The sequence below is a fragment of the Mycobacterium barrassiae genome, from assembly GCF_025822765.1.
Classification (GTDB): Bacteria; Actinomycetota; Actinomycetes; order Mycobacteriales; family Mycobacteriaceae; genus Mycobacterium; species Mycobacterium barrassiae.
Genome location: NZ_JACKUK010000026.1, coordinates 71,686 through 92,463, shown reverse-complemented (window position 1 = coordinate 92,463; position 20,778 = coordinate 71,686). Strand labels below are relative to the sequence as shown.

Here is a 20,778-nt window from a genome sequence, read left to right as displayed (position 1 = left end):
CTAGGTGTGCGTCAGTACGCATTTGCCGAAAGTCCGTCCGTTCTCGAGGTATTCGTGCGCCTGGGCGGCCTGGTCCAGGGGGAACTCGCGGTCGATCACAGGCGGGCGCACTGCACACCGGTCCATCATGTCGAGCAGGCCGGCGAAGTCGCGGCTACTGCCCATGGTCGTTCCGAGAAGGTCGAATTGACCAAAGTAGAAGCCGCGGATGTCCATCGCCGCGGTCTGTGCGGCGTTGGCGCCGAGAACCACAAGTCGACCGCCGGGGCGCAGGGCGCGCACGGACTCGCTCCACCGGCCGACGGGGTCGAGGACCAGATCGAATCCGGCATTGTCGGGAGACATGGCGCGAGCCTGATCGGGCCAGTCGGCGTGGCTGTGCAACACGCCGCCCTGTGCGCCCGCGGATACCGCGTGCTCGATGGTGTCCTGCGAGGAGGACGTGACAGTAATGGCGGTTCCGGCCGCGACGGCGAGGGCGATCGCCATAGTGGCGATCCCTCCGCCGGCTCCGATCACCAGCATCGACTCGCCCGAACGCAGCCGCCCGCGGACGAACAGCGCCCGGTAGGTCGTCAGGCCCACCAGCGGCAGTGCGGCGGCCTCGGCCCAACTGAGGCCGACGGGTTTCGGGGCCACGCAGTCGGCGGGCACGCTGACCAGTTCGGCGTAGGTCCCGGGCGTGCGATCACCGAGTATCTCCCAGTCGGCGCCGGGGGCGTCGTCGTGTTCGCCCCAGTTCAGTGAGGGCAACACCACGACGGGCTCGCCGGTGTCGACGCGCACCCCTGCGCCGTCGGCGCCGATGATGTGTGGCAACGGCGTTGCGTAGCGGCCTTGCCGTACCAAGATGTCATGCCAGTTCAGCGCACTCGCGTGGAGCTTGACGGGCACCCAGCCCGGCCGCGGGGCCGGCTCGGGAAACTCCCCAGGTCGGAGGACGTCGGCCGATCCGAATTCATAAATGATCACCGCGTGCATAGCACCCCTCTCTATATGGCCTGACCATTAGACCATTGGCTGTTCGGGCCGCACAAGGTGCTGCAAAACCTGCCCCGGATCTCGGATATTGACGCGGTCGTGATTCCCGTCGCTTTTGCGGAATTCTTGTGAGGCGAGTAACACGACGCTATACTTTGGTCCAATGGTATGACCGTTTGATTGGTTGGCGGAACTCTTCAGAGGGGAGGGGTGGCGATGACTACGCAGATGACGGTGGTCCCAAATACCCCGGCTTCGACCGCGGTGGAGCGCGCGTACCACGTCGTGGCGGCTGTGAATGAACAACTCGGGTTACCACCTTCCGAGGTTCAGATGGCCGCGCTGGCATGCACGTTGGACGAGTTGAGCCGGCGCCTGGAGCAGCGTATCGCCCTGGCGGAGGAGCCCGCCGACGATCTGGCGGCGACCGCAGAACTGCTGATCTCGGTCCTGAAGGTGCGATGTGACCTGCTTGACGAGGATCTGACTCGACGGATGAGGTGCATGTCGGAGATCCGTCGCGCCCTTGCGGGCCTTCAGGGCTTGTCTCCGCGGGAGATGATCTACGCCGCACCGCTGGTGCTCAGCCGTGAATTCGGCTTCGCACGGACAATGATCTCCACCGTGCGAGGGTCGGTGTGGCGGCCCCAGCATCTGTATATCGATGACAAGAAGGTCGACTCCTACTCGCGACCGTTCCTCGATTGGGTCCACGGTGCCCACATCCAGCTGGCGGACGCTCCGCTCGAGACGGAACTGATCCGCAAACGATGCGGAGCCCTGGTGTCGTCACCGAAGGAGGACAAGCGCACGTTCAAGGAGATCGTCGACGTCTCTGGCTGCCGCGGGTATGTCGCGGCGCCGATCACATTGCAGGGCAGGGCAATTGGGATGCTGCATGCGGACCGGCCCGACCATGAGGCAGCGGTGACCACGGACCACCTCGACCAGTTGGAGGCCTTTGCCGAGTGCCTGGCGGTGGCATTCGAGAGCGCTGCGCTCGAGGAAAAGGCCGCCCAACAACGCACCGAGGTCGACAATCTGCGCTCGGAGGTCGACGAGCTGCTCAGACGACCCACCCGTTCGGCGGTGTGGCCGGTGCCGGGACAACGACACGACGATCATGACCGACACGATCGACCGGCTGTGCCGTCGTTGACTGCCCGCGAACGAGAGATCATGTCATATGTGGCGACGGGGGCCACCAACGCGCAGATCGCCCGGTGCCTGGTGATCTCCGAAGGCACAGTGAAGTCACATCTGAAACACATTGCCAGGAAGCTTCATACGCCCAGCAGGGCAGCGGCGGTCGCGGTCTACGCCGGCATCGCCGCCGTCGACGCCGGAGCAACGCCATGAACGCCCGCGAGATCGTGGCCAGGCTCAACGAGCTCGACGAGAAGCTGTGCACCGCCTTCGGCATCTCCCGGTCTGAGGTTGCGATGACGTTGGACGAAGCCATTGAGATGGCCGCCACCACGACCCGTCGGCTGTTGTCTGGCGACCGCAACGTTGGCGTCGAGGCCACACCGCGGACCGGGCACGGCTCTTTCACCGAATTTCTCAAGGCCCAGGTGGACGCGCGCGTTTTGCTCGGCAGCCACACGAGCAACGTGGTGCGAGCGTTGACCGCAGGCATCCGCAGGATGAAGAAGGCCGGCTCGCTGCAAGGGCTTGGCCGGCAAGCCTGCATAGAGCTGTGTGACGGGCTCGCTTTCGACAAGGCGTTACTGTCGCTGGTCGAGGACGACGTATTCCTCGTCGAGGAATCCGACGCCAGTCTCCGTGGTCCAACTGTGATCAAGCGTCGTGGATGCGTGGCCGAGCGACAGTGTGTGCGAATGCGCGACGCCATTCGCACGAATGTCGACGACGCGCCGCCGGCGCCGGGCTACCGCGAATTGCTCGGCTCCGCCGACTATCTCGTCGCCCCGGTGGTCGCCGATTCGATGGTGGTCGGCCTACTCCACGTCAGCCGTCACGAAGGCGGCGTTTCCGCCCGGGATATCGATCTTTTGGGTACGTTCGCCGCTGCCTATTCGCTGCTTCATGAGCGAATGCTGAACACCGAACGCGTGCAACGACAGCGCACCTCGATCGCCCGTGCGGCGGCGCGGCTGACAGAGGAAGCCGACCGCATCGCCGCGGCCGCGATCAGTCTTGATGTCGAGTACGACAACCGTGGCGAGCCGCCGACCATCGCGCCGGATTCGACGTTGGCGGCGGCGCTGTCGAACCGCGAACGTCAGGTGTTCGAACGGCTCGTGCTGGGCGCATCCAACGCCGCGATCGCCGACGAACTTGTGATCACCGTCGAAACGGTGAAGACACACGTGAAACGAATCCTTCGGAAGATAGGTGCGATCAACCGGTCGGAGGCGATCGCCCTCTACATGGAAGCCAGGACCGGATCGCTACGGCATAGCGGATGACGTTGAACAACAACCCTTTTAATGCCTCGGATTGGGAGTCTGTTGACGGGTTCGCCGGCCTGACCGACATCACGTACCACCGCCATGTTGTCGACGGGAAGCCGCAGCCAACGGTGCGCGTCGCGTTCAACCGGCCCGAGGTGCGTAACGCATTCCGCCCACACGGCGTTGACGAGCTCTACCGCGTCGTCGACCACGCCCGCACCTCGCACGACGTCGGAGTGGTGCTGCTGACCGGCAACGGACCGTCTCCGAAAGACGGCGTCTGGGCGTTCTGTTCCGGTGGAGACCAACGTATCCGGGGCCGTAGCGGCTATCAGTATGCATCCGGAGAGAGTGCCGACACGGTTGATACGGCGAGGGCGGGGCGGCTGCACATCCTCGAGGTGCAGCGGCTGATCCGGTTTATGCCCAAGATCGTGATTTGTCTGATCAATGGCTGGGCCGCGGGCGGGGGACACAGCCTGCACGCGACCTGCGACCTGACGTTGGCGAGCCGCGAGCACGCGCGATTCAAGCAGACCGACGCCGACGTCGGCAGTTTCGACGGCGGCTACGGCAGCGCCTATCTGGCCAGGCAGGTCGGCCAGAAGTTTGCGCGCGAGATCTTCTTCCTCGGCCGCACGTACACCGCCGAAGAAATGCATCAAATGGGCGCGGTCAACGCGGTGATCGACCACGCCGACCTGGAATCCGTTGGCTTGCAGTGGGCGGCGGCAATCAACGGCAAGTCCCCCCAGGCGATCCGTATGCTGAAGTACTCGTTCAACATGATCGATGACGGACTGGTCGGCCAGCAGCTATTCGCCGGTGAGGCAACACGATTGGCGTACATGACTGACGAAGCGGTCGAGGGCCGCGACGCATTCCTGGAAAAGCGCAACCCGGACTGGTCGCCGTTCCCTCGTTACTTTTAGCTCGAGGTGATGAAGACATGAGGCGCACCATGCGTGCGGTCGTCCTCGACGCACCCGGGCCACCGGAGGCGATGCGCATACGGGAAATCCCGATACCTACTCCGCCGCCGGGGTGGGTTCGCATCAGGGTAGAAGCGTTCGGACTCAACCGGTCCGAGTTGCATACCCGCCTCGGCCTCGCCGAGGGAGTCACGTTCCCCCGCGTACCCGGAATCGAGGCCACGGGCGTTGTCGATCAGTGCCCCGGCGGCGAATTCAGGGCCGGCCAGCAGGTAGCCGCCATGATGGGGGGCATGGGCCGTTCATTCGATGGTGGCTACGCCGAATACACCTGCGTGCCGGCCGCGCAGGTGATCGCCTTCGAAAGTGCTTTGGAATGGGCCGTTCTCGGCGCGGTCCCCGAAATGCTGCAAACGTCCTACGGCTGCCTGACCGTCGGCTTGGCAGCGCAACCGCGCCATTCCATCCTCATTCGCGGCGGTACCTCGTCAGTCGGCATGACCACGGCAATCCTTGCGAAGCAACGCAACATGACGGTGCTGTCGACCACGCGTAACCCAGACAAGACGGCAGCCCTCACCGGCATTGGCGTCGACCACGTACTCATCGACCGCGGCGAGGTGGCCCTCGACGTCCGCGACATCATTCCCGACGGCGTCGACACGGCTCTAGAACTCGTCGGCGCCCCGACCCTGCGGGACACCTTGCGGTCGACGCGTGTCCACGGAGTCGTGTGCTTCGCCGGAATGCTGTCAAATGAATGGATTGTGAAAGAGTTTTATCCGGTCGACTACATCCCGCGTGGCGTCCGGCTCAGCACCTACTCCGGAGACGCGGGCGACCTACCGAAATCCGTACTGCAGAGATTTCTGGATGAAGTGGCCGCCGGCGACGCGACCGTGCCTATCCACCGTGTCTACAGCTTCGACGAAATTACGCAGGCCCACACCGCGATGGAGTCGGGCAGCTCCACGGGAAAGCTCGTCGTCCGGATGTGACGAAGGCGTGCCCGCGACCCGGCCATCCACCACGTCGGCCACCCTACGCCGCGGAGATGCCGCCGTTGACGCTGATTGCCTGGCCGGTCAGTTTGGCAGCCCCTGCACCGCAGAGGAACACCGCCAGTGCGGCGACGTCGTCGGCTGTCGGTACCCCAAGGGCGGCCTGACGGGCCGCGGCTGCGAACAGCTTGGCGCTGAATCCTTCGGTCGTGATGCGTTCGGTTGAAGCGGTTCCGTGCACGAGCGACGGCGTCAACACGTTTGCGCGAATGCCGTAACGCTTCTCCTCGATCGCGATCGTTCGCGTGAACATCATGATGGCGGCTTTGGATGCGCCGATGACGGCCTCTCCCGGTGTCGCGATTTTCCCGGCGTCCGACGCCACATTCACGATGACGCCGCCGCGCCGGCTCCGCATCCCGGGAAGCACCGAGCTCGCCATATGCATCGACGGAAGCGCGAGCTGGGTGAGCCACCTGCTGATGTCGGTAGTCGGAATGTTGATGAACAGTTCGGGCCGGACGTCGGCGGCGGTGCTGCACATGAGGATGTCGACACCCCCGAGGATTTCGTCGGCTTGTGCAGCCACGGCCGCCGCGGACGCGGGATCAGTGGCGTCACCGCCGACGAAGGATGCGGCTGCGCCCAGTTCGGCGAGCGACTTCGCGGCGAGCTCGCCGCGTTCTGCATTGCGACCGGAGACGACTATCCGCGGCACACCCGCCTGCACCAGGGCCCGGGCTGAGGCGAACCCGATGCCCGCGGTGCCGCCCACGATCAGTGCGGAGGAGGCGTCGAGATCCTTGGGGGCGGGCAGTCCGGCCCCGGTCTCGTCAACCATGATCGGTCCTCCCGGTAGTTGATACACGGTGCAGCCATTGCACGAGGTCGTCGATCACTTCGGAGCGATTGGTCTCGTTGAGGATCTCGTGCCTACCGTCGTCATAAACGCGGACGGTCACATCGTCAAGTCCGGCAGCGCGATAACGGTCTACGAGCGGCCAGAGCAGGGTCAGTCCGCCATTGACGGGGTCCCTGCTACCCACTGCGATATACAGGGGAAGGTCGGAGGGGACGCCCGACATCTGATCGGGGCCGGCGAGTCGTCGAGCCCCTGCGAACATGTCTTTGGCCGACACGGCGTCAATACCGAATCCGCACAATGGATCTGCGAGGTATGCCTCCACGACGGCATCGTCGCGGGACAACCAGTCGAAATCAGTGCGCGCGGGTTGGAACGATGCATTGAAGTCGGACAGATCCAGGTCTTTGGATAGATCTAACGCCGGTTCCAAGAGGTCGAGCGCCGCTGTCCCGGTCAGGGCGACTGCGTCGACTTCCGAACCATGGTCCAGCAAGAACTGTTGGGTGGCAAACGAGCCCATGCTGTGGGCAACAATCGTCAGGGGCAAGTCCGGATAGGCTGACCGCGCCCGCGTCACCGCCAAGCCCAGTTCGTCGACAAGTGCCTGCCACCCGTTGGGTCCGAGGTGGCCGGGTTCGCTGTTCCCGGTCAGCGAGGCGCCGTGTCCGCGGTGATCGTGTCCGTAAACCGCAAACCCTGCCGCGGTGAGCGCCTCGGCGACGTGGTCGTATCGGCGAAGGTGCTCGCCCATGCCATGAACGAGTACGACGGCGCCCTCAACTGCATGGTCCGCGGGCGGGTTCCAACGGTAGCCGGCGAGTTTCCTACCGTCCGCAGAACGGTAGGAGAGCGTTTCGGGCGCCATCAGAGCCGTCCAGCTACAGACGCCGGATTTGGAAACATAGGCAACATTAAAATGGTCAGACCGAAGTAGTCAAGGCCTCGACCGTGCTACACATGAGTCTGGACGTACATCCAGACTCATGTGTACAGTGACCGCGAGCGGGGTCCTTGTCGCCCGCATTGGAGGCACCCGAATGATTTCCTTCGAGTTCACGCCTGATCAGGCAGCGTTCCAGCAGACCCTCGGGGAGTTCTCGCGCAAGGTTTTGCTGCCGGGTTATCGCGACCGTGCGGCGTCGACAGAATTTCCCTTCGACATCTTGCGGCAGCTCGGCGAGCTCGGCGTGCTGGGAATCGGGTTGCCGGAGGAATACGGCGGGACCGGCGAAGAGGATCCGGTCATGCTCGGGCTTGCGACCGAAACACTCGCCTATGGCGACGTCAACGTCGCGTCTGCGCCCGTGCAGATCGGACTCATCGGCTCACAGCTGATGCACGGGACGGACGAAGTGCGACAGCGCTATCTACCCGCGATGATCGAAGGTCGGGAAAACGTCGCAATCGCCCTGACCGAACCGGGCTCGGGCTCTGATGCGGGCGGCCTGAAAACGGTCGCGCGGCCGGTCGACGGCGGATGGCAGCTGACGGGAGAGAAGACCGCGATCTCGTGGGCCATGCATTCGTCTGCGGCGCTGATCTATGCGCGGGAGCCCGGAACCGTTGGGGCGAAAGGCGTCAGCTGCTTCCTGGTCCCCCTCGATCAGGAGAAGGTCAGCGTGCACCACATGCCCGGGATGGGCTGTCTGCCGCTGGGATGGGGGTCGATCCATCTCGACGAGGTTTTCGTCCCCACGTCACACCTGATCGGCGAACCCGGCCGAGGGTTCCGTGCCGTGATGAGTCACTTCGACTTCAGCCGCGCCGCGCTCGGCCTGATGTGCCTCGGAGCCGCTCAGGCCAGCCTCGACGAAGCCGCTGTCTATGCGACACAGCGGCAGGCCTTCGGCAAACCAATCGCGGACTACCAAGGCGTCTCGTTCCCCCTCGCCGAGCATGCCACCTATCTGGAAGCGGCGCGGTGGCTGTGCTATCGCGCACTGTGGCTGCGTGAACAGGGCAAGCCGCACACCTCACTGGCCTCGATGAGCAAGTGGTGGCCCCCCACGGTCGCCAAAGACGCGATCGAAGCCGCGATGAGAATCCACGGCAACCTCGGCTACGCCACCGAATTTCCACTGCAGCAACGCTTCCGCGACGTGATGGCCTACCTCGTTGCCGACGGAACAGCCGAGATCCAGAAGCGCGTGATCGCCAAGGACGTTCTCTCGCGCCAGAGCATCTCCTTCTGATTTAGCGTGAGGGCATGACAGCCGCGGACACCGCTCAAAAAACCGGTCAGGCGCGTCGCGACGAGCTGCGCGCACGCGTGCTGTCGGTTATCGAACGGCAGCTGCGGTCGGGAGCGACATACGCGGACATCGGCGTCGCCGGCGTCGTTGCCGAGGCCGGGATATCGCGCTCCACGTTCTACGCCTACTTCGTGGACAAGACCAACCTGCTGCGCACCTGGTACGCAGAATTCACTCAGGTCATCCTCGATGCGGCGCAGGGGTGGTGGTCGCTGGACGGCACAGCTACCAAGAAGGACGTGCACGTCGCGCTGGAACGGATCGTGGAGGCCTACCGTGCACATCCTGAGCTGATGGCCGCCACCCACGAAGCCATCGGCACCGACCACGGCGTGCGCGAGGCCGTCGATGACGCCATGCGCCGCTACATCGACGGGCTGCGGACACACATCGAGACCGGGCAGTCCGGCGGGTTCATCGACCCGTCCTTGCCCGCAGCCGAAACCGCGTACTGGCTGCAATGGATGGCCGAACGCGGCCTGCACCGGATGCTGCGCGCAGAGGCCGGCTCAAGCCAGGATCGGCTGGCGGAGGCATATGCCGGCATCGTGTGGAACACGCTTTACGCGCCGACCCGCGGATAGTTTCGCGTACGCCGTGTGGCGGTGATCAGAGCTCGCGGCCAACGAGTTCTTTCAAGATCTCATTGGTGCCGCCGTAGATCTTTTGCACTCGTGCGTCGGCGTACATCCGCGCGATGGGGTATTCCATGATGTAGCCGTAGCCGCCGAAGATCTGCAGGCATTTGTCGATGACCTTGCATTGCATGTCGCTCACCCAGATCTTGGCCATCGACGCGGTTGACGCGTCGAGAGTGCCGTTCAAGTATCGCCCGATGCAGTGATCGATCAGGGTCTTGCCGGCCAGGACATCGGCCTTGCATTCGGCCAGAACGAATTTGGTGTTCTGGTAGTCGAGGATGGGCCTGCCAAACGCCCTGCGCTCCTTGGCGTACTTGACCGCTTCCAGCAGGGCGGCCTCAGCCGTAGCGACGCCGCCGACCGCGATGCTCAGCCGCTCCCGAGGGAGTTGCTTCATCAGCTGGTAGAAACCCTGGCCCTCCACCCCACCCAGGAGATTTCGGGCCGGCACGCGCATATCGGTGAATGCCAGCTCGCGGGTGTCCTGCCCATGCTGGCCGATCTTGTGCAGTAGCCGGCCACGTTCGAACCCGGTCTGACCGTTGGTCTCGACGACGAACAACGAGATCCCCTTGGCGCCCTGGTTGGGGTCGGTCTTCGCCACGACAATCAACAGATCGCAATGGGATCCGTTAATGATGAACGTCTTCGACCCGTTGATCACGTAATCGTCGCCGTCACGAACGGCGGTGGTGCGCACCGCCTGTAGATCCGAGCCGGTGCCGGGCTCGGTCATCGCGATAGCGAGCACCCCCTCGCCCGTCGTCACCTGCGGCAGCCAGCGCGACTTCTGCTCCTCCTTGCCGAACGCGTAGATGTAATGTGTGCAGATCGTGGAATGTGCGTTGAAGCCGAACGCCGAGTTCTCCGGAGAAACTGAGTTCGTGCTGAATTACCGCCTCGTGACCGAAATTGCCGTCAGCGCCGCCGTATTCATCCGGTAGCTCCGGACAGAGCGGGCCTGCGGCGCCTGCCTTATTCCAGAACTCGCGATCAACCTGATGCTGTTCGGCCCAGCGTTCCTGATTGGGCGTGACTTCTATACGGAAGAACGCCGCCGCGCGTTTGCGAAGGAGCCGCTGGTCATCGGTTTCCCACGGAGAGTGGTAGTCCGGAAACAGTTCAGACATATCTTTCGCGACTCCGCGGTCACAGGGGACTGGCGGTGGCGCCGGCTCGTCCGCGGTCGGCTTTGTCGAAGAACTGCTGCGATCGCTCCATCACGTTGGTGTTGCCGCCGCACAACGCGTAGCCCCACATCGCCTCGACGCGCAGTTGGTCGTACAGTGGGCGGCCGATGATCTCGAGCACCGTCTCCTTGGCCGACTCGATCGCGGCCTGATCGCAGCGCAGGATTCGCTGCACCACGGCGTCGGTCTCCTCCATCAGCTTCTCGTGTGGAACCACTCGTGCAACCATGTTGGTGGTAAGTGCCCGCTCGGCAGAGATCGGCTCGCCGGTCAGCAGCATCTCCAACGCCACCCCGACACCGCAGACGTTGACCAGGCGGGGGATGCCGCCGTCGGCCGGATGCATTCCGCGACGCACCTCGAAGGTGCCGAACTGCGCACGCTCGGACGCGATCCGGATGTCACACGCCATCGCCAGCTCGACGCCGTGGCCGACGCACCAGCCGTTGATCGCGGCGACGATGGGCTTGGTGATGCGCGACAGCGGGCCCCGGGTGATTCCGCACAGGCCGTCCTCGATACGTTCACGTCCGACCATCGGTCCGACGGTCTGCCACTCGGGCGCATGAGTTTTCAGGTCAGCTCCGGCTGTGAACGCGTCACCGTTGCCGGTAATGACGGCGACGCGCATCTTTGCGTCGTCGCGGAAGTCCGTCCATGCCTCACAAATCAACTCATGGGTCTCGATGTCGATGGCGTTCTTGACTTCCGGGCGATTAATGGTGAGGTACGCGACCTCATCCCGCTTTTCGTAAATCAACTTGTCTGCCATTGGGAAACCCTTCTATATCGTTTGATTGACGTCGAGGATCACGGGCAGCGCCGATCGGTGGAACCCGTTGAACGGGGTGTTGTGTTCCGCTGGTTGCAGGTCCCACCATCCGGGCTTGGCGTTCGGTGCCCCACCGTCTACGCGGACGCACGTTCCGGTGATGAAGCTAGCGCCGCGTGACAGCAGAAACACCACAGCAGCCGAGACTTCGGCCTCGGTTCCGTAGCGCTGCAGCGGGATTTCGCGTGCGACTTGGTTACGGAGGAAGTCGGTGTCCTTGTCGTCATATGTGTCAAGTCCACTCGATGCGATGGCGCCTGGCGCGATGGTGTTCACACGTACCCCGGCGGCGGCCCATTCCGTGGCGGCGGATTCGCTGAGCGTCAGCATTCCACCACGGGCGGCAGCCGAATGCGCAAAGTTCGGCCATCCGTTCCAGATGTCAGCGATCATGTTCACGATCGCTCCGCCATGAGTCTTCATCCATTTGTTGTAGACCTCGCGCATCACGATGAACCCACCGGTCAAGTTGTTGCGCACTACCGCTTCAAAACCCTTGGTGCTGATCGATTCCAGTGGTGCCCGGTACTGGCCGCCGGCGTTGTTGAAGAGTCCGTCGATACGGCCGTGGTCGCTGATGATCGCGTCGACGACGTCAATGACGGTCACCTCATCTCTGATGTCGGTGGCATGGATCGAAACGCGTCCGCCGTCTGAGCGGATCTCGTCTTGCACGGCGCGAAGCTTGTCGACATTGCGGCCGACAAGCGCCACTTCGGCGCCCAGCGCGGCAAGTTCGTGAGCGGTGCACCGCCCGATGCCGCTGCCTCCACCGGTGATGACCACGGTCTGCCCGGCGAACAGGTCATCCTTGAAAACTGACTGATAGCCCACGAATGTTCTCCTTTGGGTGGCTGCGATTAGCCCTGAAGTTGTTGGCGTAGGTTGGCTTTCTGCACCTTTCCGCTCGCCGTTTGCGGCAGGGACTTCACCAGGTGGATTTCCTTGGGAACCTTGTATCCCGCGATGAGCTCTCGGCAGTGCGACACAAGATCAGACACGTCAGCCGACTTGTCCGGATAGGTCACAACGAATGCGACCACGCGCTCTCCCCACTTTTCGTCGGGGGCACCGACCACTGCAACCAATTGCACCGACGGGTGTGCCGCCAACGCGCGTTCGACCTCGGCTGAATAGATGTTCTCCCCGCCGCTGACGATCATGTCCTTGAGTCGGTCAACCAGGAAGAGGTTGCCGTTCTGGTCGCGGATGGCTCCATCGCCGGTGTGGTACCAGCCGTCGATGATCGCGCTTGCGGTCGCGTCGGGTTTGTTCCAGTAGCCACTGAACATCCACGGTGAGCGCACCAGGACCTCGCCGGCCTCGCCCGCGGATAGGTCGCGCCCGTTCGGGTCCACGATTCGCAACTCCACCCCGGGCATCGGTTGTCCGCAGGATTTCAGCAGGTCCGGCTCGTCAAGGCGGTGCTGTTCGGGGCGTAGCAGTGTGATGATGAACGTCTCGGTGGTTCCATAGAACTGCACGAAATCGCAACCGAATACATCGAGTGCTCGTTGCAGGGTGTGCTGTCCGATGGGTGAGCCGGCGTAGAGAATCCGGCGCAGTGATGAGAAGTCGGTCGGCTGCTCCGACTCATGGTCCAACAGCATCTGCAGCGCGGTGGGGACCAGGCACGTCACGGTGGGCCGGTGTTCGGCGACGGCGAAGATGAAAGCTGCAGGATCAAACGCGGGCAAGGTCGCCAAAGACGCACCGTGATAGAGCGCCGGCAGCGACACCAATGTTCCTGCCAGATGGAAGTTCGGCATGACCATCAGGCCGACGTCGTCGGTGTCCCAATTCACTGACTGTTCCGTCACCGCGGCACGGAACCAGCTCATCAAAGCGCCATGCGTAATCGGCACACCTTTAGGGGCAGCCGTGGTGCCCGATGTGTAGCCAAGCAACGCGGTGGCATTCGGCGGTACCGCAATGGCAGGGTCTTCGAATCCGCCACGCGAAAGCCACTGGCCCAGCTCGCATTCGGGAACGACTTGGACGGTCTTTTCCGTCGCCTGGCGCACCCGCTCAGCGAGTTCGGTGAAGTCACGTCCTGCGAAGATCAGCGACACGCTTGCGTCGTCGACGACCTCGACGATTTCCGGTGCAGCACTCCGCCAGTTCAGCGGCGCCAACCCACAGCCCGCCTTATTGGCGCCTACTCAGATCTCGAAGAACGCCGCGGAGTTCTTGCCCAGGTAGCCGACGTGGGAGCCGGGCCGTATGCCGGCCGCGATCAGCGCGTTGGCGATTCGGTTCGATCGGTCGTTGAGCTGGGCATAGGTGACCACGCAATCCTGGTCGATCAACGCGGCCTTGTCGGGTGTTTTGCTCGACCAAGCCCGTGCCATGTCGGGGATGCAGGAGATGCCAGACGCGACCGTCATTGCGCTAGTCCTAAAATTTACTGATGATTAAATTGGGCAGACCATAATTTATCAATGATATCCCGGCAATCCAAGAGCCAACTTCGAGTGGACGTGGCCGATACCCCTTTCGGGTCACGAAGACCGCCCCTCCGGGGTCTGACCGTCGCTGAGTTGCGGTGATTCGATGATGTGGTGGACGTTCGGACCGGATTGCAGGCCGATGCTTTGCAACAGGCCATTACGGATCATCTGCGTTACTCGATTGGTCGCCCAGCATCCGTCTTGACGCCGGCGCACTACTATCGAGCGCTGGCACTGGCCGTGCGTGACCGCGTGCAGCAGCGGTGGTTCGCTTCCACGCAGACCTTCCTCGATCGCCGTCGGAAAGTGGTCTGTTACCTGTCCGCCGAGTTCCTGATGGGGCCGCAGCTGGGGAACAACCTGCTGAATCTCCAGATCGAGGAGGAGGCGCGGGCGGCGCTCGCGGCGCTGGGCCAGGACCTCGACACAGTCCTGGCGTCCGAGGAGGAGCCGGGGCTGGGCAACGGCGGCCTGGGCCGGCTTGCGGCCTGCTATCTCGACTCGCTGGCCACCCTGGAGCGTCCGGCGATCGGCTACGGCATCCGGTATGAATTCGGCATCTTCGACCAGGAAATCCACGACGGTTGGCAGGTCGAAAAGCCCGACAACTGGCTGGCCAACGGCAATCCGTGGGAGATCGCCACGCCCGATCTCAGCTATCAGGTCAACTGGGGCGGCCACACCGAGAACTACGTCGACGAAGCAGGCTACGACCGCGCGCGCTGGGTGCCGCGGCGGGTGTTCAAGGGCGTTCCTTACCTGACGCCCCTTCAGGGCTACGGCGTGAACACCTGCAACACGCTGAGGTTGTGGAGCGCCAGAGCGGTCGAGTCGTTCGAGTTCGACGTCTTCAACGCCGGCGACTATTGGAAAGCAGTCGAGGACGAAGTCACCTCCGAGACCATCACCAAGGTGCTCTATCCGAACGACGAACCGGAGATCGGCAAGCGGCTGCGCCTGCTGCAGCAGTACTTCTTCGTCTCGTGCTCGCTGCAGGATATTTTCCACATCCTGGAGAACCTCGCGCATCTTTCCGTCCAAGCGCTCCCGGAGAAGTTCGCGATACAGCTCAATGACACGCATCCGTCGATCGGCGTCGCGGAGTTGATGCGTATCCTGCTGGACGAGAAGCATCTCGATTGGGACGCGGCGTGGGCGATCACGGTGGCGTCGTTCGGCTACACCAACCACACCCTGCTGCCCGAGGCCCTGGAGACCTGGCCGTTGGCGATGTTCGCCGAATTCCTGCCGCGGCATCTCGAAATCATCTACGAGATCAATCGCCGGTTCCTCGATGAAGTGCGGGCGCGTTTCCCGGGGGACGAGGACCGGGTGCGGCGCATGTCCCTGATCGGCGAGGACGGCGAAAAGTGTGTGCGCATGGCGCATCTGGCCACAGTGGGCAGCCATGCCGTCAACGGCGTCGCCGCCCTGCACTCCGAGCTCCTGACGGCCAGTGTGCTCAAGGACTTCTACGAGTTGTGGCCAGAGCGGTTTTCCAACAAGACCAACGGCGTCACCCCGCGGCGTTTCCTGGCGCTGGCCAACCCGGGGCTTCGCGAGCTGCTCGACGACACCATCGGGGACGGGTGGCTGGTGGACCTGGAGAAGCTGCGCGACCTCGAGCCGTATGCCGACGACGCCGCGTTCCGTGGCCAATGGCGTGCGGTCAAACATGCCAACAAGGCGCGCCTTGCCGATTACGTTCGCTCGACGACCGGTGTCGAGCTGAATCCCGACTGGCTGTTCGATATTCAGGTCAAGCGCATCCACGAGTACAAGCGCCAGCATCTCAACGTCCTGCACATCATCACGATGTACCACCGGCTGAAGCAGAACCCGAACCTCGAGATTCCGCCGCGGGCCTTCATCTTCGGCGGGAAAGCGGCACCCGGCTATTTCATCGCCAAGCGCATCATCAAGTTGATCAACGGGGCCGCCGAAACGGTGAACGCCGACCCGGACGTGAACCAACACCTGAAGGTGGTGTTCGTGCCCAACTTCAACGTGCAGAACGCCCACCTGATCTACCCGGCCGCCGATCTCTCCGAGCAGATCTCGACCGCAGGCAAGGAGGCCTCGGGCACCGGCAACATGAAGTTCATGATCAACGGCGCGCTGACCATCGGCACACTCGACGGTGCCAACGTCGAGATACGCGACGAGGTCGGCGCGGAGAACTTCTTCCTGTTCGGGCTGACGGTGCCCGAAGTCGAGCGCATCCAGCGCGAGGGTTACCGGCCTGCTGACTACATCGGGCGCAACGACGAACTCAAGGCGGTGCTGGAACTGATTGCGGGCGGGCAATTCTCGCGCGGTGACCCCGAAGTCTTCCGTCCACTGGTGGAATCTTTGACCCACCACGACCCGTTCCTGGTGCTGGCCGACTATGGCGCCTACCTGGACTGCCAGGGCCGGGTGAGCGCCGCCTGGCGGGACGCGGAGGCGTGGACGCGGATGTCGATCCTGAATAGCGCACGCAGCGGCAAGTTTTCGTCGGACCGCGCCATCGGCGAATACTGCGACGATATCTGGAACGTCAGACCCGTGACCGTCAGCGCGTAGCGTCTCGCGGTCTTCGATAAGGAGATTTCCATGACCACACCACCACAGTTCGACGACACGGAGGTCGCCCCGACCAACGACGTCGCCGCAACCCGGTCTCATGACGACCTCAACGTCTCCTCAGACGCGTTCTGGGAGAAGGACGTCGAGGAGCGGGACCTGACTTTCAAGCAGTTGCGAGAGCAGCGGCCGGTCAGCTGGCAGCCGCCGATCGAAACGGCGTTGCACCCGCAACAGAACGATCCGGGCTTTTGGGCCGTGGTGCGTCACGCCGACATCGTCGAGGTCAGTAAGAACTCCGATGTATTCGTGTCGGGCTACGGCGTCATGTTTGACGTGCTTCCGCCGGTGTTTCTGCAGATGGCGATGTCGTTTCTGGCTATGGACAATCCGCAGCACGACAAGGTCCGCGGGCTGGTAGGCAAGGCGTTCACCCGGCCCCAGATCAAGCGCATCGACGACGACATCGCCTCGCGCGCCCGCCGGATCGTGGCCGCCGCGCGCGACAAGGCCGCCGCAGGCGAGCCCATCGACTTCGTCGCCGACATCTCCCGGCACCTGCCGATCGAGATGTTCGGCGACATGTTCGGTGTCCCCGAGGAGCTGCGGCCCACCGTCGCGCACGCCGCCGACGAGATCGTGGCGTGGGCCGATCCCGTCTTGCTGGCCGGACGCGACGGCGCGCAGGTGCAACTCGAGGCGACGGTGCAGATCCACCAAATCGCTGCGCAGCTGATCGCGGACCGGCGGAAGGAACCGGCCGACGACTTGTTGACCAATCTCGTTCAGGCCGAGATCGACGGTGAGCAACTGACCGACCCCGAAATCAGCGCCGTGATGGTGCTTTTCGCCGTCGCAGCCACAGACACCACCCGCCACACGGCCAGCTTCGCGGTCAAGGCGCTCACCGATTTCCCGGATCAGCGCCAGTGGTTGTGGGAGGACTTCGAGAGCCGCATCAACACGGCGATCGAAGAGTTCCTGCGCTGGGGATCGGTGGTGCTGAACTTCCGGCGCACCGCCGTCGCCGAATACGAGCTCAACGGGCAACAAATCCTGCCGGGCGACAAGGTCGTCATGATGTATGCCTCCGGCAATCGCGACGCCGAGGTGTTCGTCAACCCGGACACATTCGATGTGACGCGCCAGCCCAACCTCCACATCGCGTTCGGCGGCGGAGGCCTGCACTTCTGCCTGGGCAACCAGCTCGCCAAATCGATGCTGCGGTCACTATTCCGGGAACTGCACGAACAGATGCCCGACTTCGTCGCCGGTGAGCCGATACTGATGAAAACCAACTTCATGCGCGGCGTCGTCGAGCTTCCGTTCGAGCCGAATATGGTATGAGTCTCATGTCCACGACGCCGTCAGATTCCACCCTTGACCATCTTTCCCGCACGTCCGATCGGCTCAGTGACGATCTGCTACTCCCGGACGAGGCCGTCAAGATCCGCGCCGAGGCCCGAGACTTCGCGATGACCGTATTGGCACCCCGCGCCGCAGAGCTGAATTCCGCCGAGGAGTCCAAGGCCGCCTTCCCACGGGACATCCTCGACGCAATGGCGGCCGCGGGCTTGTACACCGTCCCGTTCGCCTCCGACGTCGGCGGCCGCGGGCTTCAGTTCCCGATGTTGGCGGCCGCGACGGTGCTCGAAGAGTTGGCGTACTACACCCCGGGGGTGGCGTCGGCGCTGTACGACGGGCAGGCGCTGCTCGTGGGGCGCACGCTTGACGCGGCTCCGGCGCACATTCGCGGCGAGTATCTGCCTCGGCTCGTGCGCGGTGAGATCGTCGGTTCCTTCGCCACCAGCGAGCCCGATGCCAGCACCGACCTGTCGGCGGACGCGATGCGGACCACGGCGACGCGGGTCAGCGGCGGCTACCGTCTCAACGGCTGCAAGCGGTGGATCACCAACTCGTGCGCGGCCGACATTATGACCACGCTGTGCGTCGTCGACGGCGAACACGCGATGCTGCTGGTCGATATGCACGACGACGCAGTCGTTGTCGGCGAACCCGACAAGAAGATGGGCAACCGGCTGCAGCTGACCTCCGACGTCGAGTTCTCCGACGTGTTCGTCCCAGACGACCACGTCATCGCCGAGCCGGGCCGAGGGCTGGCCGCCGCGCTGAAGAGCCTCTCGTATGGTCGGATGGGCGTCGGCGCGATGGGTGTCGGCATGGGGCAGTGCGCGTTTGACCACGCCGCCGCGCACTTGCGCAGCCGGAGCGCCTTCGGCTCCAAGCTCGGCGGATTTCAGCATTGGCAGTTCCGGATGGCCGAGCACGCGATCGCCCTGGAGGCGGCCCGCTCGCTGTACCAGAAGGCGGCGCGCAAGTCCGACGCCCGCGGGTCGGGTGAACCCGAGGCCGCGATGGCGAAGGTGACCGGTAGCCGCGTCGCCGTCGAGGTCGCCCGTGACGCCATCCAGGTGCACGGCGGGTACGGCTTCGTTCGTCAACTGAGCGCCGACGGCAAGACCAACCACCTGGAATCGATCTGGCGCGACAGCAAGGTCGGCGAGATCTACGAGGGCGCCAACGAGGTGCAGCTGTGGAGCATTGCACGCGTCGCGCTCGGGCGCGACATCACCGGCTGACCGACAGTGCGACGTCGCAGAATGTCTCGATCGGACAGTTGCCTGCCCCGGCTCGGTGACCGCAAACAGCGACGCGTCCACGCGAAAGGCGCCTTCGTCGGCTGAGAGCACCGAGTTGGCGACCGCCAGTGACAGATTCTCGTACGCGGGTGGCCCGCTGTGCACCGCCAGGCTGAAGGTGCACGATTGACTCGTGCAGGAAGCTGTGCCGGATCTGACCGCAACGACGCACGCCGCGACGGCGCAGGCGCCGGTTGCCGATCCGTTCGGCCAATGCCGAGCGAGGCTCCGGGCCGTAATGGCCCGGCTCGCCTCAGCACCCTCGAGCGAGATCATTCGGGCGACCGCACCGCGGGAGCTGGCCGAGGCATGCGGGTTCACCCGGGCGATGCTGTCGGCGGTGCGGGGGTCCCGCTGGGTGCCGCTGCAGCTGTACACCCGCGACGAGCTGCATCGCGAATCCAGCACGTTCCGTGCCTACATCGAGAGCAATACGGAGATCCCGCTGGCGAACCTGCTCGCGGAGACGGACATGGTCCGGCGGCGCACTGCCGTGTTGGTCGACGAAACTCTCATCGGCACGCGGGCGTTCAAACCGATCGTCGAACTCTCGCAGAGTCCGGCATATGTCGCCGCGCCCATTGTCGTCGAGGGCCGCGCCATCGGGTTCATGCACGCGGATCGGGTTGGGCAGGAGCGCCTGGTCGACGATGACGACCGGCGATATATCCAGGCCTTCTGCGGCGAGCTGGCTATCGTGTATCAGTGCGCGATCTGGGGCGAGAGGATCGCCGAGCGGTCCCGGCGAGCGATGCGCGAGCTGGAGCGGGCCACCGAATCGCTCAAACTGATCGACTCGGCGGCGGTCGACCTCCCGGTCGTTCTACACATGCCGCCCGTCGCTCCCGACGCCGACGATGCTGACCGCAAGAACTACGCGTTCCTGACCGCACGGGAATGGGAAGTCCTCGATCACGTCGCCGACGGGGCCACCAACCGGGTGATCGCTCAGCGGCTGTCGGTATCGGAGGACACCGTGAAAACACACGTGCGCAGCGTGCTGCGCAAGCTGCGGGTCACGACGCGCGCGGCCGCGGTGGCGCGGTACCTGGAGATCAGCAAGAGTCTCAGGTGAGCGGATCCGAAGCTCAACCTGTCGACAGGTTGCACTGGGACACCTTGGACGCCACGCTCGCGACGCTGCGGCTGTGCCGCTCGGTCGGAGAATTCACCGACTGCGCCGGCGAACTGGCCCTCACGGGATGCCGAGCCGAAGCGGCCGCCCTCGGTCGGGTAACCGGCGGGGTGTGGATGCCATGGCTAAGGGCAGGGGAAGCTTCGCTCCTCGAACCCGACGAGACGGTGCCCTCCAACCCGGTGCGGGTACACGACGCCCCAGCGCTCGAACAGCAGGTGATTCGTCTGGGGCGGGCTGATATTCATCAGCCAACGGCCTCGTCTGAGCGACGGCAGATGGTCGTCGCCGCGGTTCCGTCCGCGGGCACGGTTCTCGGCCTGCTGCACGTCATTGGCCGGGCTCTCGATGTCGAAATCGTCGAGACATACGCGAACGTGCTCGGCTCCGTGTGGGGACTGCTGGGCGCGCGGCAGCGAGCAGAGGACCAACGGTTCGTACTGACCCGGCTCAGCAGCGCCCTCGCTGAATCTGCTGAGCGCCCGATCGAGCTGGTCGACGCCGGACTCGATCTACGCGGCGGCCTGACGGCTGCCATCAACCCGCAGCCGAACTCAGCCGCCGTGCGTTCGCGGTTGACGGCTCGGCAGCGCGAAGTCCTCGATCTGATGATGGCCGGTCTGTCGAACGCCGAGATCGCGGAGCGTCTCGTGGTGGCGGTGCCGACGGTCAAGAGCCACGTCCGTGCGTTGCTACGAGTGAGTGGCGCCGTCAACCGCTCCGATGCGGTAGCCCGTTTCGCGCGCATTTCCCCTCGGCACTGTGACAACGGCGTGGGCCGTTGGTTGCCTTTTGTCATCCTCCTCAGCGAGGAAGACCGCTCATCGGGATGAAGAACAGAGCGATCTTCTCTGTGA

17 protein-coding genes and 2 pseudogenes are annotated in these 20,778 nt (G+C 64.1%); 11 read left to right on the top strand and 8 right to left on the bottom strand.

Annotated elements, in window-relative coordinates:
• Nucleotides 1-981: a quinone oxidoreductase family protein gene (locus H7J93_RS16875; protein ID WP_267307452.1), complete on the bottom strand. Its 981-nt coding sequence runs from the start codon at nucleotides 979-981 to the stop codon at nucleotides 1-3.
• 216 nt (nucleotides 982-1,197) lie between these two features.
• Between H7J93_RS16875 and H7J93_RS16870 the strand changes: the two genes are divergently transcribed.
• Genes H7J93_RS16870 through H7J93_RS16855 form a run of 4 tightly spaced genes read left to right on the top strand, consistent with a single transcriptional unit; the run spans nucleotide 1,198 to nucleotide 5,328 of the window.
• On the top strand, nucleotides 1,198-2,340 hold the full coding sequence (locus H7J93_RS16870) for a LuxR C-terminal-related transcriptional regulator (protein WP_267307451.1): 1,143 nt from the start codon (nucleotides 1,198-1,200) through the stop codon (nucleotides 2,338-2,340).
• On the top strand, nucleotides 2,337-3,413 hold the full coding sequence (locus tag H7J93_RS16865; protein ID WP_267307450.1) for a helix-turn-helix transcriptional regulator: 1,077 nt from the start codon (nucleotides 2,337-2,339) through the stop codon (nucleotides 3,411-3,413). Before H7J93_RS16870 ends, H7J93_RS16865 begins: the two co-directional genes overlap by 4 nt.
• Before the next feature lie 2 nt (nucleotides 3,414-3,415).
• A complete protein-coding gene (locus tag H7J93_RS16860) occupies nucleotides 3,416-4,330 on the top strand; it encodes a 1,4-dihydroxy-2-naphthoyl-CoA synthase (protein ID WP_267307489.1) in 915 nt (304 codons plus the stop codon).
• Between the two features lie 17 nt (nucleotides 4,331-4,347).
• On the top strand, nucleotides 4,348-5,328 hold the full coding sequence (locus H7J93_RS16855; RefSeq protein ID WP_267307449.1) for a zinc-binding alcohol dehydrogenase family protein: 981 nt from the start codon (nucleotides 4,348-4,350) through the stop codon (nucleotides 5,326-5,328).
• A gap of 43 nt (nucleotides 5,329-5,371) precedes the next feature.
• On the opposite strand, the gene H7J93_RS16850 is transcribed toward H7J93_RS16855, so the two are convergent.
• Complete coding sequence (locus tag H7J93_RS16850) at nucleotides 5,372-6,172, bottom strand: SDR family NAD(P)-dependent oxidoreductase (protein ID WP_267307448.1); 801 nt, start codon at nucleotides 6,170-6,172, stop codon at nucleotides 5,372-5,374.
• Entirely contained in the window at nucleotides 6,165-7,061 is an 897-nt protein-coding gene (locus H7J93_RS16845) for an alpha/beta fold hydrolase (protein WP_267307447.1), read from the bottom strand. The genes H7J93_RS16850 and H7J93_RS16845 overlap by 8 nt, the downstream gene beginning before the upstream one ends.
• A gap of 172 nt (nucleotides 7,062-7,233) precedes the next feature.
• Here H7J93_RS16845 and H7J93_RS16840 point away from each other — a divergent pair, with 172 nt between their 5' ends.
• Both H7J93_RS16840 and H7J93_RS16835 read left to right on the top strand, forming a co-directional pair.
• Nucleotides 7,234-8,388 carry an acyl-CoA dehydrogenase family protein gene (locus tag H7J93_RS16840; protein ID WP_267307446.1) on the top strand — a complete coding sequence of 385 codons (1,155 nt, stop codon included), beginning with the start codon at nucleotides 7,234-7,236 and terminating at the stop codon, nucleotides 8,386-8,388.
• 14 nt (nucleotides 8,389-8,402) lie between these two features.
• Nucleotides 8,403-9,032, top strand: a complete 630-nt coding sequence (locus tag H7J93_RS16835; RefSeq protein ID WP_267307445.1) for a TetR/AcrR family transcriptional regulator — start codon at nucleotides 8,403-8,405, stop codon at nucleotides 9,030-9,032.
• 25 nt (nucleotides 9,033-9,057) lie between these two features.
• On the opposite strand, the pseudogene H7J93_RS16830 reads toward H7J93_RS16835, so the two are convergent.
• The 5 genes and pseudogenes from H7J93_RS16830 to H7J93_RS16810 form a co-directional block, all read right to left on the bottom strand.
• Nucleotides 9,058-10,219 (bottom strand): annotated as a pseudogene (locus H7J93_RS16830) (acyl-CoA dehydrogenase family protein).
• A gap of 19 nt (nucleotides 10,220-10,238) precedes the next feature.
• Nucleotides 10,239-11,051, bottom strand: coding sequence for an enoyl-CoA hydratase/isomerase family protein (locus tag H7J93_RS16825; protein WP_267307444.1), 813 nt, complete (start codon nucleotides 11,049-11,051; stop codon nucleotides 10,239-10,241).
• 12 nt (nucleotides 11,052-11,063) lie between these two features.
• The gene (locus tag H7J93_RS16820) at nucleotides 11,064-11,945 is read right to left on the bottom strand and encodes an SDR family oxidoreductase (RefSeq protein WP_267307443.1); all 882 of its coding nucleotides are present in this window, start codon (nucleotides 11,943-11,945) and stop codon (nucleotides 11,064-11,066) included.
• A 26-nt stretch (nucleotides 11,946-11,971) separates the two neighbouring features.
• A complete protein-coding gene (locus H7J93_RS16815) occupies nucleotides 11,972-12,274 on the bottom strand; it encodes an AMP-binding enzyme (protein WP_267307488.1) in 303 nt (100 codons plus the stop codon).
• A gap of 123 nt (nucleotides 12,275-12,397) precedes the next feature.
• Nucleotides 12,398-13,462: pseudogene (locus tag H7J93_RS16810) on the bottom strand (AMP-binding protein); the annotation flags it as partial.
• A gap of 207 nt (nucleotides 13,463-13,669) precedes the next feature.
• Between H7J93_RS16810 and H7J93_RS16805 the strand changes: the two are divergent.
• The 5 genes from H7J93_RS16805 to H7J93_RS29280 all read left to right on the top strand — a co-directional run bounded on the left by H7J93_RS16805 (nucleotide 13,670) and on the right by H7J93_RS29280 (nucleotide 20,754).
• Nucleotides 13,670-16,126 carry a glycogen/starch/alpha-glucan phosphorylase gene (locus H7J93_RS16805; protein ID WP_267307442.1) on the top strand — a complete coding sequence of 819 codons (2,457 nt, stop codon included), beginning with the start codon at nucleotides 13,670-13,672 and terminating at the stop codon, nucleotides 16,124-16,126.
• 30 nt (nucleotides 16,127-16,156) lie between these two features.
• Nucleotides 16,157-17,473 carry a cytochrome P450 gene (locus tag H7J93_RS16800; protein WP_267307441.1) on the top strand — a complete coding sequence of 439 codons (1,317 nt, stop codon included), beginning with the start codon at nucleotides 16,157-16,159 and terminating at the stop codon, nucleotides 17,471-17,473.
• 5 nt (nucleotides 17,474-17,478) lie between these two features.
• Nucleotides 17,479-18,726, top strand: a complete 1,248-nt coding sequence (locus H7J93_RS16795; RefSeq protein WP_267307440.1) for an acyl-CoA dehydrogenase family protein — start codon at nucleotides 17,479-17,481, stop codon at nucleotides 18,724-18,726.
• 193 nt (nucleotides 18,727-18,919) lie between these two features.
• Nucleotides 18,920-19,861: a response regulator transcription factor gene (locus H7J93_RS29285; protein WP_267307439.1), complete on the top strand. Its 942-nt coding sequence runs from the start codon at nucleotides 18,920-18,922 to the stop codon at nucleotides 19,859-19,861.
• Entirely contained in the window at nucleotides 19,858-20,754 is an 897-nt protein-coding gene (locus tag H7J93_RS29280) for a response regulator transcription factor (protein WP_267307438.1), read from the top strand. Before H7J93_RS29285 ends, H7J93_RS29280 begins: the two co-directional genes overlap by 4 nt.
• The last annotated feature ends 24 nt before the right edge of the window (nucleotides 20,755-20,778 follow it).

Coding starts and splice junctions, on each gene's coding strand:
- H7J93_RS16870 (WP_267307451.1), top strand. CDS start 1,198: ATGACTACGCAGATGACGGTGGTCCCAAATACCCCGGCTTCGACCGCG.
- H7J93_RS16865 (WP_267307450.1), top strand. CDS start 2,337: ATGAACGCCCGCGAGATCGTGGCCAGGCTCAACGAGCTCGACGAGAAG.
- H7J93_RS16850 (WP_267307448.1), bottom strand. CDS start 6,172: ATGGTTGACGAGACCGGGGCCGGACTGCCCGCCCCCAAGGATCTCGAC.
- H7J93_RS16840 (WP_267307446.1), top strand. CDS start 7,234: ATGATTTCCTTCGAGTTCACGCCTGATCAGGCAGCGTTCCAGCAGACC.
- H7J93_RS16800 (WP_267307441.1), top strand. CDS start 16,157: ATGACCACACCACCACAGTTCGACGACACGGAGGTCGCCCCGACCAAC.
- H7J93_RS16875 (WP_267307452.1), bottom strand. CDS start 981: ATGCACGCGGTGATCATTTATGAATTCGGATCGGCCGACGTCCTCCGA.
- H7J93_RS16825 (WP_267307444.1), bottom strand. CDS start 11,051: ATGGCAGACAAGTTGATTTACGAAAAGCGGGATGAGGTCGCGTACCTC.
- H7J93_RS16835 (WP_267307445.1), top strand. CDS start 8,403: ATGACAGCCGCGGACACCGCTCAAAAAACCGGTCAGGCGCGTCGCGAC.
- H7J93_RS16855 (WP_267307449.1), top strand. CDS start 4,348: ATGAGGCGCACCATGCGTGCGGTCGTCCTCGACGCACCCGGGCCACCG.
- H7J93_RS16795 (WP_267307440.1), top strand. CDS start 17,479: ATGTCCACGACGCCGTCAGATTCCACCCTTGACCATCTTTCCCGCACG.
- H7J93_RS16815 (WP_267307488.1), bottom strand. CDS start 12,274: ATGATCGTCAGCGGCGGGGAGAACATCTATTCAGCCGAGGTCGAACGC.
- H7J93_RS16845 (WP_267307447.1), bottom strand. CDS start 7,061: ATGGCGCCCGAAACGCTCTCCTACCGTTCTGCGGACGGTAGGAAACTC.